12 protein-coding genes and 1 tRNA gene are annotated in these 15,237 nt (G+C 72.1%); 8 read left to right on the top strand and 5 right to left on the bottom strand.

Going from position 1 to position 15,237, the window contains the following annotated elements; all coding sequences use genetic code 11:
- The first annotated feature begins 17 nt into the window (after positions 1-17).
- Entirely contained in the window at positions 18-518 is a 501-nt protein-coding gene (locus ACZ4Z4_RS12645) for a hypothetical protein (protein WP_468326165.1), read from the top strand.
- Positions 519-1,267: 749 nt separating this feature from the next.
- On the opposite strand, the gene ACZ4Z4_RS12640 is transcribed toward ACZ4Z4_RS12645, so the two are convergent.
- Positions 1,268-1,999, bottom strand: coding sequence for a pentapeptide repeat-containing protein (locus ACZ4Z4_RS12640; RefSeq protein ID WP_468326160.1), 732 nt, complete (start codon positions 1,997-1,999; stop codon positions 1,268-1,270).
- A 152-nt stretch (positions 2,000-2,151) separates the two neighbouring features.
- Here ACZ4Z4_RS12640 and ACZ4Z4_RS12635 point away from each other — a divergent pair, with 152 nt between their 5' ends.
- The 3 genes from ACZ4Z4_RS12635 to ACZ4Z4_RS12625 all read left to right on the top strand — a co-directional run bounded on the left by ACZ4Z4_RS12635 (position 2,152) and on the right by ACZ4Z4_RS12625 (position 5,814).
- Positions 2,152-3,348: an NAD(P)-binding protein gene (locus ACZ4Z4_RS12635; protein ID WP_468326157.1), complete on the top strand. Its 1,197-nt coding sequence runs from the start codon at positions 2,152-2,154 to the stop codon at positions 3,346-3,348.
- Positions 3,349-3,430: 82 nt separating this feature from the next.
- On the top strand, positions 3,431-4,453 hold the full coding sequence (locus tag ACZ4Z4_RS12630; protein WP_468326154.1) for a zinc-binding dehydrogenase: 1,023 nt from the start codon (positions 3,431-3,433) through the stop codon (positions 4,451-4,453).
- A gap of 113 nt (positions 4,454-4,566) precedes the next feature.
- Positions 4,567-5,814 (top strand): GNAT family N-acetyltransferase, encoded by a 1,248-nt coding sequence (locus ACZ4Z4_RS12625; RefSeq protein ID WP_468326151.1) that lies wholly within the window; start codon positions 4,567-4,569, stop codon positions 5,812-5,814.
- Between the two features lie 37 nt (positions 5,815-5,851).
- Here ACZ4Z4_RS12625 and ACZ4Z4_RS12620 read toward each other — a convergent pair whose 3' ends face one another.
- The 3 genes from ACZ4Z4_RS12620 to ACZ4Z4_RS12610 all read right to left on the bottom strand — a co-directional run bounded on the left by ACZ4Z4_RS12620 (position 5,852) and on the right by ACZ4Z4_RS12610 (position 8,139).
- Positions 5,852-6,328 carry a GNAT family N-acetyltransferase gene (locus ACZ4Z4_RS12620; RefSeq protein WP_468326148.1) on the bottom strand — a complete coding sequence of 159 codons (477 nt, stop codon included), beginning with the start codon at positions 6,326-6,328 and terminating at the stop codon, positions 5,852-5,854.
- Positions 6,329-6,391: 63 nt separating this feature from the next.
- Positions 6,392-7,234 (bottom strand): aminoglycoside phosphotransferase family protein, encoded by an 843-nt coding sequence (locus ACZ4Z4_RS12615; protein WP_468326855.1) that lies wholly within the window; start codon positions 7,232-7,234, stop codon positions 6,392-6,394.
- Between the two features lie 137 nt (positions 7,235-7,371).
- Positions 7,372-8,139, bottom strand: a complete 768-nt coding sequence (locus ACZ4Z4_RS12610) for a DsbA family protein (protein ID WP_468326145.1) — start codon at positions 8,137-8,139, stop codon at positions 7,372-7,374.
- Between the two features lie 150 nt (positions 8,140-8,289).
- Here ACZ4Z4_RS12610 and ACZ4Z4_RS12605 point away from each other — a divergent pair, with 150 nt between their 5' ends.
- Complete coding sequence (locus ACZ4Z4_RS12605) at positions 8,290-9,711, top strand: NAD(P)/FAD-dependent oxidoreductase (protein WP_468326142.1); 1,422 nt, start codon at positions 8,290-8,292, stop codon at positions 9,709-9,711.
- Positions 9,712-9,877: 166 nt separating this feature from the next.
- Positions 9,878-13,051 carry a Tat pathway signal protein gene (locus ACZ4Z4_RS12600; RefSeq protein WP_468326139.1) on the top strand — a complete coding sequence of 1,058 codons (3,174 nt, stop codon included), beginning with the start codon at positions 9,878-9,880 and terminating at the stop codon, positions 13,049-13,051.
- 68 nt (positions 13,052-13,119) lie between these two features.
- Here ACZ4Z4_RS12600 and ACZ4Z4_RS12595 read toward each other — a convergent pair.
- Positions 13,120-13,193, bottom strand: a tRNA-Thr gene (locus ACZ4Z4_RS12595).
- A 213-nt stretch (positions 13,194-13,406) separates the two neighbouring features.
- On the opposite strand from ACZ4Z4_RS12595, the gene ACZ4Z4_RS12590 reads away from it, so the two are divergent.
- A complete protein-coding gene (locus ACZ4Z4_RS12590; protein ID WP_468326136.1) occupies positions 13,407-14,543 on the top strand; it encodes an ABC transporter ATP-binding protein in 1,137 nt (378 codons plus the stop codon).
- Between the two features lie 232 nt (positions 14,544-14,775).
- Complete coding sequence (locus tag ACZ4Z4_RS12585) at positions 14,776-15,237, top strand: hypothetical protein (RefSeq protein WP_468326133.1); 462 nt, start codon at positions 14,776-14,778, stop codon at positions 15,235-15,237.

Below are 15,237 nucleotides of genomic sequence, written 5' to 3'. Positions count from 1 at the left end.
CATGACACCATCGACCCGTGCTCGACATCGGCTACGCGCTCTCCCGACGCTTCCCTGACCCCGCCCAGCTGGACTACAGCCGCGCGGACGCCCACACGCTCCGTCACGACCTGTTCTGCGGGGACGTGTACCTGGCGGACACCAAGGCGGACCGGGAGCTGTCCACAGCCTGGGGATGGGTGCCCGTCCTCGACTTCGCGTGGGCGCTGTGCGACATCGTGGAGACCCTGGACAAGGATCCGCTCGGCAGCCGGGCGTCCCGCCCCCAGTACGCGGAGCTCGACTTCACCGAGTCGACGGACCGGATGCTGTTCGCCCGGCGCTTCGGCTGGGTCGACATCGAGGCGGACTGGATGGATCCCGAGGATCCGCCGCTCACGTTCTCCCACGCGGAGCTGCGCCGTGAGGCGCGGGACTTTCTCCACGACCTCGTGGCGGATCTGACCGACCTCCACGAGTCCCTTGCGGACAACCCCACAATCTGGACCCTCCTCTCCCGCTTCCCCCGCATCCCCTAGCCCCCTGCGGTTGCCCCGCGCCACCCCGCCCGAGCAGAAGCCCCAAGCCCGCCGCTCCGCGGCGGATGTTCCCCACCCACCCACCCGTTTGCCCCGCGACGTCCCGCGGGAGTAGGGGCGGGGTGGGCGGGCCTCCCCCGCGACGCCCTGCGCAAGTAGGGGTGGGTGGGCGTGCCCCGCGATGCCCTGCGCGAGTAGGGGTGGGTGGGCGTGGTCCGCGACGTCCTGCGCGAGTAGGGGTGGGTGGGTGGGGCCCGTGACGTTCTGCGGGGATAGGGGCGGGTGGGTGGGGCTGACCCGCGACACCCAGCGCAAGCAGGAGCGCGCGGGCGGGTCCGACCCATCACGTCCTGGGGAGCAGGGACGGACGGGTGGGGCCTCTGTGCCGGATGCCGGAGTGAGGGCGGGTGGGTGGGGTCCCCCGAGACGGTCGGCGGGACGGGGGCGCGACCGCCACCGGCCGGGCCGGGGGTTTCCCGCGACGGGCCGCGGGACGGGAGCGCCACCCCCACCGGCCGGGCAGGCGCAAGCGCGCCGGAGGGGACGTGGGGGTATGTGCGAACGGAGCACCGAGCCAGCAGTAGCGCCTTTGGACTTGAGGCGCGGCGCAGGGATGGCGAGTACGCACATACCCCCGCGGCCCCGCCCCATAAGCGAGCAGTAGGCGCAAACCCGCACCCGACCACCGCGCCCCGCCCCACAGACGAGCAAAAGGCGCCAACCCGCACCCGGGCGCCTCGCGCACCGCCCTACTCCCCCACCCCCGCCACCTTCACCCCCACCTGCGCCGCGAACGCCGGGGCCAGGTCGAAGAGTTGGGGTGGGCTGATCGTCGCGCCGGCCAGGCAGTCGATGCCCCGGGCGATCTCCAGCTCCCCCGCCTCCCGAAGATCCACGTCCTTCATCCGCGCCCCCGTGAAGTCGACCCCCCGCACCACACACCCCCGAAACTCCACCCGCTCCAGCGAAGCCGCCCCGAAGTCCGGCTCCACCAGCACGCACCCCTCGAACACGACATCCCGCAACCGCGCCTTCCGCAAATTCAGGTAGTCGATCTTTCCGCCCCGCACCACCACCCGCTCCAGCACGCCCCCGTGCAACTGCACCCCGCCGAGCCGCGCGTCCACGACCTCCACGTCCCGCAGCGACGCCTCCGCGAGGTCCGTCCCCACCCCCCGCAGCTCCGTCAGCACGGAGTCGACGAACCGCGCCCGTGCCAGCCGCGTCTCGCCGACCCCGCACCCCACCACCGCCGAGTCCATGAACAGCGCCCCGCCCCCGTCCTGCCCGCCGAGGTCCAGGTCACGGAACTCGACCCCGTCGTAGTCCCCGTCGGGCTCCAGCTCCCTCCCCTCGAACGGCCGGAGCGGCGGCAACCGCACCTCGGCCCGCCGAGCCGCCTTGACCACCCGCACCGCCCGCGCCGCCCGTGCCGCCCCCGCCACCCGTGCCGCCCGCGTCGGTTCCGCATTCTGACCCATGCCCCCATCGTGCCCGCCACCACTGACAACCCGCCCTCCGCCGGCAACGCCCCGAACCCGAACGCGAACGGCCATGTCACATCCGAGCCACCCCCGCACGTCCATGAGGTGAAAGCAGAAACACCAGGCCCCAACCCCAAGGAACCCCACCCATGCCCACCGCGAGCCCGCACCACATCACCGTCATCGGCGGCGGCTTCGCCGGCCTCACCGCGGCCATCAGCGCCGCCGAGGCAGGCGCCCGCGTCACCCTCCGCGAGGCCCACCACACCCTCGGCGGCCGCGCCCGCACCTCCGAAGGCACGTACAAGACGAACGAAGGCCCGCACGCCCTCTACAACGGCGGCCCCCACTGGACGTGGCTGAAGCAGCGCGGCCTCCTCGGCCCGCTCGCTCCCCTGCCGCCCCTCGAAGGCACCCGCCTGCGCCTGCTGCACAACGGCGCACTGCGCCGCACGCCGCCGCTCGCCATGCTGAAGCTGCTGCGCCGCAAGGCGGAACAGGCCCCTGTGGACCGCGACTTCACCAGCTGGGCCACCGAGCAGGTCGGCGAGGAGGGCGCGAGGGCCGCCGCGCACTACATCGCCGTGGCGACGTTCCACCACGACCCCGGTTCGCTCTCCGCCCGCTTCGTGCAGGAGCGCCTGCGCCGCGCCACGAAGCTGCCCCCGGAGGCGCACTACCCGCGCGGCGGCTGGGGCTCGGTCATCGACCGCATGGCCGCGCTGGCCTGGAACATGGGCGTCCGCACGGAGACGCTGGACCGCGTCGACAACCTCGCCGACCTGGGCCTCCCCCAGGACGGCCCGGTCATCGTCGCGACCTCCCTCGAAGCGGCCCGCCGCCTCCTGCGCGACGACTCCCTGCGCTGGGAGAGCGGCCGCACCGCACTCGTCGACGTGGCCTTCCGTTCCCGCAGGGGTGACGCCTTCGTCGTCTCCGACCTGGACCGGACGGGCTGGGTCGAACGTTTCACCGCCCAGGACCACACCCTCGCCCCCGAGGGCGAACAGCTCGTACAGGCGCAGATTCCGCTCGCCCCCGAGGAGACGAAGGCCGACGGCGTGGCCCACGCCGAGCACCTGCTGGACCTCGGCTGCCCGGGCTGGCGCGAGCGTCTGACGTGGCGTCGCGCCTCGGTCGCGAACGGCCGTACGGGCGCGCTGGACCGCCCCGGCACCACCTGGCGGGACCGCCCCGCGATCGACCGCGGCGACGGCGTGTACCTGGCGGGCGACCAGGTGGCGGCTCCGGGCGTGCTGTCGGAGGTGTCGTTCAACAGTGCCGTGGAGGCGGTCTCGCTCGCGCTGACGAAGTCGGCCCTTGACCTCAAGTCCACTTCAGGTTGAAGGGTGGGGGGCGTACCAGATCAACGCCGTACCGGATCAGCGGCGCCCAGCGCCCCGCCCCGCCCACCTCCAAGGAGCCCCCATGCGCGCCATCCGCCTCCACGCCTTCGGCCCCGCCGAAAACCTCGTCCTGGAGGAGATCCCGGCCCCCGAACCGGCCGAGGGCCAGGTCCGGATCAGCGTGGCCGCCGCCGGCGTGCACCTCATCGACACCGCGATCCGCGAGGGCATCCAGGGCCCGCTGCCCGAGCTCCCGTCCCTGCCCACCATCCCCGGCAGGGAGATCGCGGGCATCGTCGACGAACTCGGCGAAGGGACGCCCGCGCACTGGTTGGGCAAGCGCGTCGTGGCCCACATCGGCTTCGCCCCCGGCGGCTACGCCGAGCGCGTCGTCACCGACGCGTCCCGCCTGCACGAGATCCCCGACGAACTGGACGCCGCGGAGGCGGTCGCCCTGATCGGCACGGGGCGTACGACGATGGGGATCCTTCAGTTCACGGAGCTGACCCCCGACAGCGTGGCCGTCATCCCCGCGGCCGCGGGCGGCATCGGCACGCTCCTCACGAAGTACGCCAAGCACCGCGGCGCCACGGTGATCGGCCTGGCGGGCGGCGCGGAGAAGACGGACCGCGTCCGCGCCAACGGCGCCGACCTGGCCGTGGACTACACCGACCCGGCGTGGCCCGACGCGGTCCGCGCGTACTTCCGGGAGAAGCTCGAAGGGCGCGCGGCCACCGTCGTCTTCGACGGAGTGGGCGGCGAGGCGGGCCGGGCCGCGGTCGACCTGCTGGGTCCGGGCGGCACCCACGTCGTCTTCGGCTGGTCCGGCGAGGGCCCGCACGACGGCGAGGAGCCGAAGTCGACCGAGACCGAGGCGGAGCTCGCCGCGCGCGGCATCACACGGATCAACGTGCTCGGCCCGGCGATGATGCGGAAGGCGGGCGGCGACAACCCCGTCCGCACCCTGGAGCTCGCCGCGCTCACCGCCGCCTCGCTCGGCCACTTCACACCGGCCGTGCAGCGCTTTCCCCTCGCGGAGGCGGCGGCGGCACACCGCGCGCTGGAGTCCCGCGCCACGATGGGCAAGGTCGTCCTGATCCCGTGAGCCCCTGAACCCCCGGCCCCGGCCCCGGCCCCGACCCCTGCCCCTGCCCCTGCCCCTGCCCCTGCCCGAAAATCCAGGTGCCCGCACGACTTCCGGGAACTACTGTCCGTTATATGGCTATGGCTCTGGCTTCGACTCCGGAATCCGTCCAGTTCCGCGACATCCCCGAGGCGGATATCGACCGCGCGCTCTCCCTCGCCTACCTCGTCTTCCACGAGACCCCGGAGGACGAGAAGCGCAAGCACCACCACGACCTGCTGCGCGACTGCACCCGCGTCGGCGCGTACGAGAACGGCGAACTCGTCGGCTTCGTCGCGGCGTTCCCCTTCACCCTGTCCGTGCCGGGGGGCGAACTGCCCTGCCCGTGCCTGACGTTCGTCTCCGTGGCGCCGACGCACCGGCGTCGCGGCGTGCTCTCCGGCATGCTCGCGGAGCTGTTCGCGAGGGCGACGGCGGACGGCTCGCCGATCGCGGCCCTGTGGGCGTCGGAGGACGCGATCTACGGCAGGTTCGGCTTCGGCCCCGCCACCCTGGGCCACACCCTGGAGATCGACTCCCGGCGCCCGCTGGCCCTGCGCATCGCCCCGGACGAGCGGCCGCTGCGCCTCGTCGACCCGGCGGACGCGCCCGAGCTCCTCGCCGCGTACTACGACCGCACCCGCGCCGAGCGCGCCGGCCGCATCGCCCGCAGTGAGGCGTGGTGGCGCGAGGAGTGGCTGGTGGCGGAGGACGAGGAGGACGACGAGCTGTCGCCGCCCCGCGTCGTCGTCCTCGGCGACCCCGCGGGCCCCCCGGCCGGTTACGCGATCTACCGCACCAAGACCCGCGACGACGCCCCCGGCCTCGTCCGCCTCGACGACCTGGAGGCGGACACCCCGGCCGTCGCTGCCGCCCTCTGGCGCTACCTCGCGTCGATCGACCTGACCGGCCAGATCCGCGCCTGGGGCCGCCCCCTGGACGACCCGCTGCACCTCTTCGCCGCCGACCGCGACCAGGTGCGCGTCACGGGCGAGTTCCCCGCCCTGTGGGTCCGCCTCGTCGACGTGCGCGCGGCGCTGGAGTCCCGCTCCTGGGCGGCCCCCGTGGACGTCGTCCTCGACGTCCGCGACGACCGCCTCCCGGCCAACGAGGGCCACCACCGCCTGACGGCGTCCCCCGCCGGCTGTACGTACGAGAGGACCGAGGACCCCGCGGACCTCACCCTCGACGTGCGCGACCTGGCCGCCTGCTACCTGGGCGGCACGAAGACCGACGCCCTGGTCCGCGCGGGCCTGGCGACGGAGCACACGGCGGGCACGGCGACGGCACTGGACGCGGCGCTGCACACCGCTCTCCTGCCGCACACCGTGGACGAGTTCTGACGAATTCCGACGAGCTCACCCACCCCCGAGCGTGCTCCTAGGCGCGCCCCAGCTCCGTGAGCGCGTCATCGGTCAGCCGGTACACGGTCCACTCGTCCTGGGGCAGCGCCCCGAGCGACTTGTAGAAGTTGATCGACGGCTCGTTCCAGTCGAGTACGGCCCATTCCAGCCGCTCGTAGCCGCGCTCCACGCAGATCCGAGCGAGCTCGGTGAGGAGCGCCCTGCCGTGGCCGCCGCGGCGCGCCTCGGGGCGTACGTACAGGTCCTCCAGGTAGATCCCGTGCACGCCACGCCAGGTGGAGAAGTTCAAAAACCACAGCGCGAAGCCGACGGCCTCACCGGAGGTGTCGTCCTGCGCGATGTGCGCGAACGCGGCGGGGCGCTCCCCGAAGAGAGCCTCGCGCAGCTGCTCCTCGGTGGCTCTCGCCTCGTCGGGCACCTTCTCGTACGCGGCGAGGTCGCGGACCAGCTCGTGGATGACGGGGACATCGGCAGGTGTGGCGGTACGAATCATGGGAGCAGCAAGCCACGGCGGGCCCCCGCCGGTCAACGCGGTCTCACGGCCTGAGCCGGGCTCTCACCGGCCGAGCAGCCGCCGCGCGATCTCCATGTCGTCGGCCACCGGCGGCCGGCCGTCCTGGATCTCCCACAGCGCGTTCTGAAGGACGCGGCCGAGGGTCCAGGCGCGGGCCCGCTCGCGGTCGAGGCCGAGGATCTCGGTCATCGCGTCGAACCGCCACAGCACGTCGTCGGCGTCGAACTTGTTGTCGAGGGCGGGCCACAGGTCGAAGCCGGGGTCCCCGGCGAGCGGCTTCGGGTCGATGGCGAGCCACGGCTCGCGGTCGCTCGCCAGGACGTTCTCGAAGTGCAGGTCCCAGTGCAGCATCCGGTCGCCGGCCTCGCCCATGACCTCGCGCACCGCGCCCCCGCACCGCTCGATGAGCGCGCGCTCGCCCGGGTCGGTGACCGACTTCAGGGCCGCGGGCAGCTCCTCGACCATCTCGGCCGCGATGTCGGCGAGCGTGCGCATGCCGGCGGGCGCGGGTGTCGCGGTGAGCCGGGCGAGGAGTTCGGCGAGGACGAGGACGGCCTTGCGGGTGTCGGCCATCGTCGACAGCATCCGCGCGGAGTCGAGGCGTTCGAGCAGCATCGTGCCGGTGCCCGCGTCGTGGTCGAGGAGGCGCACGGCGCCGTCCCCGTCCCATATCCGCAGCGCGACCGGCTCGCCCTCGGTCTCCTCGTCCAGGAGCTGGAACTTGACCGCCGCGGGCGTGCCGTCGGCGCGCACGACGGGCAGGACGAGGGCGGCCATGCCGTGCATCGGGTCGCCGTCGACGGTCAGGTCCCAGCGGTCGACGAACTCCTCCACGCGCGCGGGCAGCCCGGCGATGAACGCCCGGCCGGGCTCCCCCGCGTACATGTGCTGCGACTCGACCAGCTCGTCCGGAATGCGAATGTCGATCACGGTCGGGACATTACCGACGTACACCCGTACGCCGCACGTGGATTTCACCCGCCCCCGAGAGCCGGGAGGGACGGGCCGGCAGACTCAGAGAGTCAAGAAATACCCGCCGCCTTCAGCTCCTTGGCGAACGCCGCCCGCTCGTACAGCGCCTCGCCGCCGGACTTCTTGCCGTCGATGAAGACGGTCGGCGTGCCCCGGATGCCGTCGGCGCTGAAGGAGTCCATCGCCTCGCCGACCCACTTCTTGCACGTGCCGTTGGTGACCGCCTTGTCGAAGGCGCCGCCGCGCAGCCCTTCGACCCCGTCGGCGATCTTCAGCAGGAAGGCCGGGGTGTAGGCGTCGTCGGTCTCCTCCGCCGCCTGGTTGGCGAAGACAGCGGCGTGGTACTGCGGGAATTTGCCCGCCTCCACGGACGCCCGCAGCGCGTTCGCCGCGTTCACCGAGCCGCTGCCGCCGAGGTTCTCGTCGAGGAACGAGGCGATCGTGTACTCGACCTTCACCTTGCCGTCGGCCACCGGCTCCACCAGCGCCTGCGCCCCGCCGTCCTCGAACTTCTTGCAGAACGGACAGCGCGGGTCCTCGTACACCTTGACCGTATGCTTGGCCTTCGGATCACCGACGGTGATGACGCCGCCCTTCACCGACGCGGGCACAGCAAGCTTCTCGGCGGGCTTCGCGGCGGGCTTCTCGCTGACGGTGCCGCCCTTGCCGTCGGAGTCGCCGTCGTCGGGACCGCAGGCCGACGCGGCCACCCCGATCAGCGCCGCCGCCGCCACCGCGGCTGCGACGCGCCCGGCCTTGCGCCCCGCTACGCGCCCGGCTATGCGTCCAGCCTTGTGTACGGCCTTGTGTACGGCCATGAGTTGAGCCCTCCCAGTTTCGCCATTTTCCACACGTACCGCTCAAAGCACCGGAATCTACCCCGCCCTCCGCCCACCGGGAGACCCGCCCCGCAGGACCCCGGCTCCGACCCCTGCACACGGCCCCCACCTGCGCAGTAACGTCCGCCCATGAGCAGCGCGAACACCACGCACCACGCGGTCGGCACGGTCAACGGCGGCATATCGTTCTGGTACGCCGACGACGGCCTGCCCACGGCCCGCGAACCCCTGACCTCCGACGCCACGGCGGACGTCTGCGTCGTCGGTGGCGGCTACACCGGCCTGTGGACCGCGTACTACCTGAAGAAGGCCGCCCCCTTCCTCCGCGTCACCGTCCTGGAGCAGAAGTTCTGCGGCTACGGAGCCTCCGGCCGCAACGGCGGCTGGCTCTACAACGGCATCGCGGGCCGCGACCGCTACGCCAAGCTGCACGGCCACGAAGCGGCGGTCCGTCTCCAGCGGGCCATGAACGACACGGTCGACGAAGTGATCCGCGCCGCCGCCGAGGAGTCGATCGACGCGGACATCCACCGGGGCGGCGTACTCGAAGTGGCGTACACGCCGGCGCAGTTGGCCCGCCTCAAGGCCTTCCACGAGGCGGAACTCTCGTACGGCGAGAAGGACCGCACCCTGCACGGCGCCCGCGAGACCGCCGAACGCATCCGGGTCGCCGGAGCCGTCGGCTCGACATGGACCCCGCACGGCGCCCGTCTGCACCCGGTGAAGCTGGTCAAGGGCCTGGCCGACGCCGTGGAGGCCCTGGGCGTCACGATCCACGAGTCGACGCCGGTCACGGAGATCAGGCCGAAGCACGCGGTCACCCCGTACGGCACGGTCCGCGCCCCCTACATCCTGCGCTGCACGGAGGGCTTCACGGCGTCCCTGAAGGGCCAGCGCCGCACCTGGCTCCCCATGAACTCCTCGATGATCGCGACGGAACCCCTGTCACCCGCCCAGTGGGAGTCGATCGGCTGGGAGGGCCGCGAGACGCTCGGCGACATGGCGCACGCGTACATGTACGCCCAGCGCACCGCCGACGGCCGCATCGCACTCGGCGGCCGCGGCGTCCCGTACCGCTACGGCTCGAAGACGGACAACGACGGCCGCACCCAGCAGCCCACGGTCGAGGCCCTGCACTCCATCCTCCTCCGCTTCTTCCCCCAACTGGCGGGCGTCCGGGTCGCCCACGCCTGGTCCGGCGTCCTCGGCGTGCCCCGCGACTGGTGCGCCACGGTCACCCTGGACCGCGCCACGGGCCTCGGCTGGGCGGGCGGCTACGTCGGCTCCGGCGTCGCCACCGCCAACCTCGCCGCCCGCACCCTGCGCGACCTGGTCCAACAGGACTCGGGCCAGGCAGGCCCCACCGACCTCACCACGCTCCCCTGGGTCGACCACAAGGTCCGCCGCTGGGAACCGGAACCGTTCCGCTGGCTCGGCGTCCACGGCATGTACGCCACGTACCACGCGGCCGACCGCCGCGAACTGACCACCCACACCGCCGAGTCCTCCCGCCTGGCCCAGTGGGCGGACCGGGTGGCGGGCCGCCACTGAACACCCGGCCCACCGCTGCAACCGGTGGCCCCTCCAGGTGCGTTGACACACCCTTGTGCCACGATCACCGGATCACCCGAACATCCGTTCAGCCTGGGGGGGCTCGATGCCTGAACCACGTCCCTGTCCGAGACCCACGAGATCAACAAGATCCGCGAGACCCGCGGTGTCCGCCGCCGTGCTCTTCACCCTGACCGCACTCCTCGCCCTGCTCATACCGTCCGCGCTGCCGGCGACGGCCGCCCACGCCGCCGGAGCGGAGTGCGCGCCCCTCGCCCTGGCCCCGTTCGGCGACCCGGGCGACGCGGTCGGCAGGGCGAAGGTCGGACCCGACGCGTCCACCTGTTACACCTTCACCGCCACCGGGGCGGGGCTCCACAGGGTCTCGCTCACCGACAGCGGCAACGAGTCGTACACGCAGATGTACTCCGGTGACGGTGAGACGGAGATCGACTGCACCGGCAAGACCTGCGACCTGCCCGCCGCAGGCGACTACACCCTGAAGGTCGTCAACAACGGCTTCGAGGACGCGGACACCGCCGTCACCGTCGTGCCGTTGTCCGGCACCCGAGGCTGCGCCGAATCCGTCCGCACCTCATGGGACCTGCCGGCCGCCACGCGGACCGTGGGCGGCCCCCTGGAGGTCAACTGCCAGCCCTTCGAGGCCGAGCCCGGCGACCGCGTCCTGCTCACGCACGGCACCAAGGCCCACGACGACTCCAGCGCGTGGATCACGGACGCCACCGGCGCCCGGGTCTGCACGTCCGAGGACGACGAGAACAGCTGCGTCCTGGCCGGCAGGAGCCCGTATCGCGTGCTGTCCCGCGTCACGAGCACCGAGGCGGGATTCCCCACCCAGTACGGGGTGAAGGTCCGCCGCCTGAACGACCCCCAGGGCTGCCCCTCCTCCCCGGTCCGGCCCTACGGTCCGCTGGAGCCGCAGGACTTCACCAAGACGTCCTGCTTCACCGTCACCCCCGAGCGGGCGGGCCGCCACCTCATCGACTCCGTCGACGGCGAAGGCACCACTGAGCCGGTGCGCGTGTACGACAGCTCCGGCAAAACCGTCTGCCGCACCACCGAGGAAGGCTGCCGCCTGCCCTCCGCGGGCACCTACACCGCCGTTCTCGACGGCGCGTCCCCCCTCCACGACGGCCCGCGCGGCCTGATCGTCCTCGACCGCGCCTCCGGACGCGGTTGTGTGAAGGCGGACATGGGTCCGCACCGGGGCGAGTTCACGACGGCCGGGCAGTACGACTGCCTGGAACTCGACGCGCCCAAGGACGCCCGGATCGCCGCGCTCACCGAGCTCGACGGCCCCGGGGTCGACGCCGACGCGGAGCTCCTCGACAGCGAGGGCACCGCCCAGTGCTCCGGGGAAGAGCTCTCCGCAGGCGACTGCGCGCTCACCGGCACCGCCCCCTACCGCGCTTTCGTCCACGCCGACGGCACCCCCCGCACCGGCCCCTACTCCGTCGCCCTCCACCGCACCGACGCGGCGAACGACTGCCCCGTCCTGCCCGCGGGCAGTTTCTCCGCCGACGGCGCCAAGGCCACGCTCACCACCGGCGACGGGGTCTTCTCGCACTGCCTGACCATTCCGGCCGACGCCCACACCATGGCCGAACTCCTCCAGCTGACGGCCGTCTCCGGTGACGTGCCCGCCAGGTTCTCCGTGGTCGACGCGGACGGCAAGCGCGTCTGCGACCGCTACGCCACCACCGACGGCTGGACGGTCTGCGAGCTCACACCCGGCAAGGCCCACACGGTCCTGGTGACCGGCAGCGACAAGCCGGCCCGCTACACCCTGACGCGCCGCGACGTGACGTCGACGGCGTCGTCCGCGGGCTGCGTGAAGACGCCGGCGGCGAAGGTCGGCGGACCGTCCGCCAAGGGCACGTACGGCGCGCCCGGGACTCTCCGCTGCCGCCAGGTCACCACGCCGGCCGACACCGATGTCGTGCACCTCGACGTGCGGGACGCCCTGGGCACCGCCGACATGTACGTCCTCGGCGGCAACGGCGACAACGAGTGCTCCCGGCGCAACCGGGCCTGCGCCGTCACCGGAAGCACCACCTACCAGGTCGTCGTGCAGACTCCGGCGAACCGCCGGGCGGCACCCGAGTACCGCCTCGACGCCCTCCGCATCGCCACCGCCGAAGGCCCCGCCGCCGAGTGCGCCAAGGTCCCCTCCGTCGCCTACGGCTACGGACCGATCAACGGCACCCTCGACGAGTCCCGCACCGCGGTGTGCGCGGTCCTGCCGACCGTCGACGGCGACCACTTCGACGCCGAGATCACCGACACGACCGGCGCCGCGACGACGGCGGTCCCCTCGCTCTACGACAACAAGTGGACGAACGGCTGCACCCTGACCATCCCGGACGGGTACGTCTGCGGGGTGAACGAGTCGGAGTCGGCACCGACCAGGCCCTCCCTCCTGGTCCTCGGCCTCCCGGAGAAGGCCGGCCAGACCGCCTACCGCGCCACGCTCAAGTGCTCGTTCGCGCGCTGCGGCGGTGAGAAGGTCACCGTCACGGGCCTGACGCCCGCCACGGCCCCCAGCGGCACCAAGCCCACGCTCACGGTGACGGGCACCGCCCTCCACCCCGACTTCACGGTCCGGCTGCACCAGGCGGGCAAGACCCTCACGGCCAAAACACAGTCGGTGTCGGCCGACAACCGCACGCTGAAGGCGACGCTGGACCTGACGGACATCCCCGCCGGCGACTGGTCCGTCAGTGTCCACGGGGGCGGCTGGGAGTTCTCCCGCGGCACCTTCACCGTCACCGAACCGGAACTGCGCAACACCACCGCCCCGAAGGTGACGGGCACCGCCACCGTCGGCTCCAAGGTCACCGCGTCCCCCGGCACCTGGTCGCCCACCCCGTCCTCGTACACCTACCAGTGGTACGCAAACGGCGATCCCATCGAGGGCGCCACCGCCTCGACCTACAAGATCCCGGCGAAGTACCTGGACAAGAAGGTGAGCGTCACCGTCACCGCCCACGCCGCCTCCCGGAACGCCTCCGCGAGCTCCGCGCCGGTGACGGTCGCCAAGGGCACCGCCCCCAAGGCCACGACGAAACCCACGATCACCGGCACCGCCAAGGTGGGCAAGACCCTCAAGTCCACGAAGGGCACGTGGTCGCCCACCCCGTCCTCGTACACCTACCAGTGGTACGCGAACGGCACGAAGATCACCGGCGCCACCAAGTCGTCCCTGCCCCTGAAGACCGCCCAGCGCGGCAAGAAGATCACGCTCAAGGTGACGGCCCACCGCACGGGCCACCACGACGGCACCTCCACGAGCAAGGCAACAGGAACCGTCACCCGCTAGCCACCCCCACCCCGAAAAACCCGAAGGCCCAGGCCACCGAAGAGGTGCCCTGGGCCTTCGCCACACGGAGCCCCCTGTCGGATTCGAACCGACGACCTACGCATTACAAGTGCGTTGCTCTGGCCATCTGAGCTAAGGAGGCACGCACGCCGGACGTGCGCCGTACGTGCCCGAGCAGTGTAACCAACACCGCCCGTGCGCCCGTCGAAAATTTCCTCGAAGGTCGCAGCGCCGCGACTACTGACAGACCGCTGACCCCCGGGGTACGGTCACCACCAGTTCACTCAGGTGGACTACACCACTCCCTCTACTCGGATCGTCCGGCACGTTCCTGCCGGTGAAGGGGGCCCTCACCATGGCCACTGTTACGTTCGACAAGGCGACCCGCATCTACCCGGGTGGCGACAAGCCCGCCGTCGACGGTCTCGACATCGAGATCGCGGACGGCGAATTCCTCGTACTCGTCGGCCCGTCCGGCTGCGGCAAGTCCACCTCCCTGCGCATGCTCGCGGGCCTGGAGGACGTGAACCAGGGCGCGATCCGCATCGGTGACCGCGACGTCACGCACCTGCCGCCGAAAGACCGGGACATCGCCATGGTGTTCCAGAACTACGCGCTGTACCCGCACATGACCGTCGCCGACAACATGGGCTTCGCCCTGAAGATCGCCGGCGTGAACAAGGCGGAGATCCGGCAGAAGGTCGAGGACGCCGCCAAGATCCTCGACCTCACCGAGTACCTCGGCCGCAAGCCGAAGGCCCTCTCCGGCGGTCAGCGCCAGCGTGTCGCCATGGGCCGCGCCATCGTGCGCGAGCCGCAGGTCTTCCTCATGGACGAGCCGCTGTCCAACCTCGACGCCAAGCTCCGCGTGAGCACCCGTACGCAGATCGCCTCACTCCAGCGCCGCCTCGGCATCACCACCGTGTACGTGACCCACGACCAGGTCGAGGCCATGACCATGGGCGACCGCGTGGCCGTCCTCAAGGACGGGCTCCTCCAGCAGGTCGACTCGCCGCGCAACATGTACGACCGCCCGGCCAACCTCTTCGTCGCCGGCTTCATCGGCTCCCCCGCCATGAACCTCGTCGAGGTCCCGATCACCGACGGCGGCGTGAAGTTCGGCAACTCCGTGGTTCCGGTGAACCGCGAGGCGCTCTCCGCCGCCGCCGACCGCGGCGACCGCACGGTCACCGTCGGCGTCCGTCCCGAGCACTTCGACATCGTCGAGCAGGACGGCGAGACCGCGAAGTCCCTCTCCAAGGAGACCGCGGACGCCCCGGCCGGCCTCGCCGTCTCGGTGAACGTCGTCGAGGAGCTCGGCGCCGACGGCTACGTCTACGGCTCCGCCGAGGTCGGCGGCGAGCACAAGGACCTCGTGGTCCGCGTGAACGGCCGCCGGGTCCCGGAGAAGGGCGCCCAGCTGCACGTCGTGCCGCGTCCCGGCGAGACCCACGTGTTCTCGACCTCCACCGGCGAGCGCCTCAGCGACTGACGCCCCGCCCCCGCTTTGCGAAGGGCCCCGCACGACGCGTGCGGGGCCCTTCGCGTACGCCCACCCGGACTCCCGGAGAAACCCCGGAAACCCTCCCGTTGTCGACAAATACCCCGGCACATCGGGCGTTTCGCCTGCGGGCGTCAACACCGCGTCGGGGAAACCCACTTGCCTATCCCTCGACCGGGTGACTAAATGTCGCCAAATCATCACCTAGCGCTACGCTCCTCGCGTGACGCACTCCGCCAACTACACCCAGAAGCCGCGCCGATCCCACCGGGGCCCCGCCCGCCGCATCGGCCGCACGCTCGCTCTCGTCCTGCCCGTGATGCTGGTGCTTTCCGGGACCCTCGCGGTCACCAGCGTCAACTGGTCGGGACCGTCCTCGGACTCGATGCTCACCGCATCCGCCGACAACCTCTCCAAGCCCGCCAAGTCCCGCGCCCCGCAGGACGTCCTGCGCGACCGGCTCCTCCTGGAACTCCAGGAGAAGAACCCCGGCGTCGCGCTCACCCATCTCCAGCAGGAGGTGAACCGCCACCCGTCGCTCGCCCGGCACTGCGCGGCGATCGCCCGCGCGCTCGGCCGCGCCGCCGTCCGCGTGTACGGCCCGACCCGCGCCCAGTCGTACGCGAGGCCCGTCTGCGACACCTCCTTCGCGACCGGCGTGGCAGCCGCCCATCAGAACGGCTGA

This window comes from Streptomyces sp. NPDC030245 (assembly GCF_055572995.1).
Note: the sequence above shows the minus strand (reverse complement) of the source record. Positions and strands in the feature narration are given on the sequence as shown.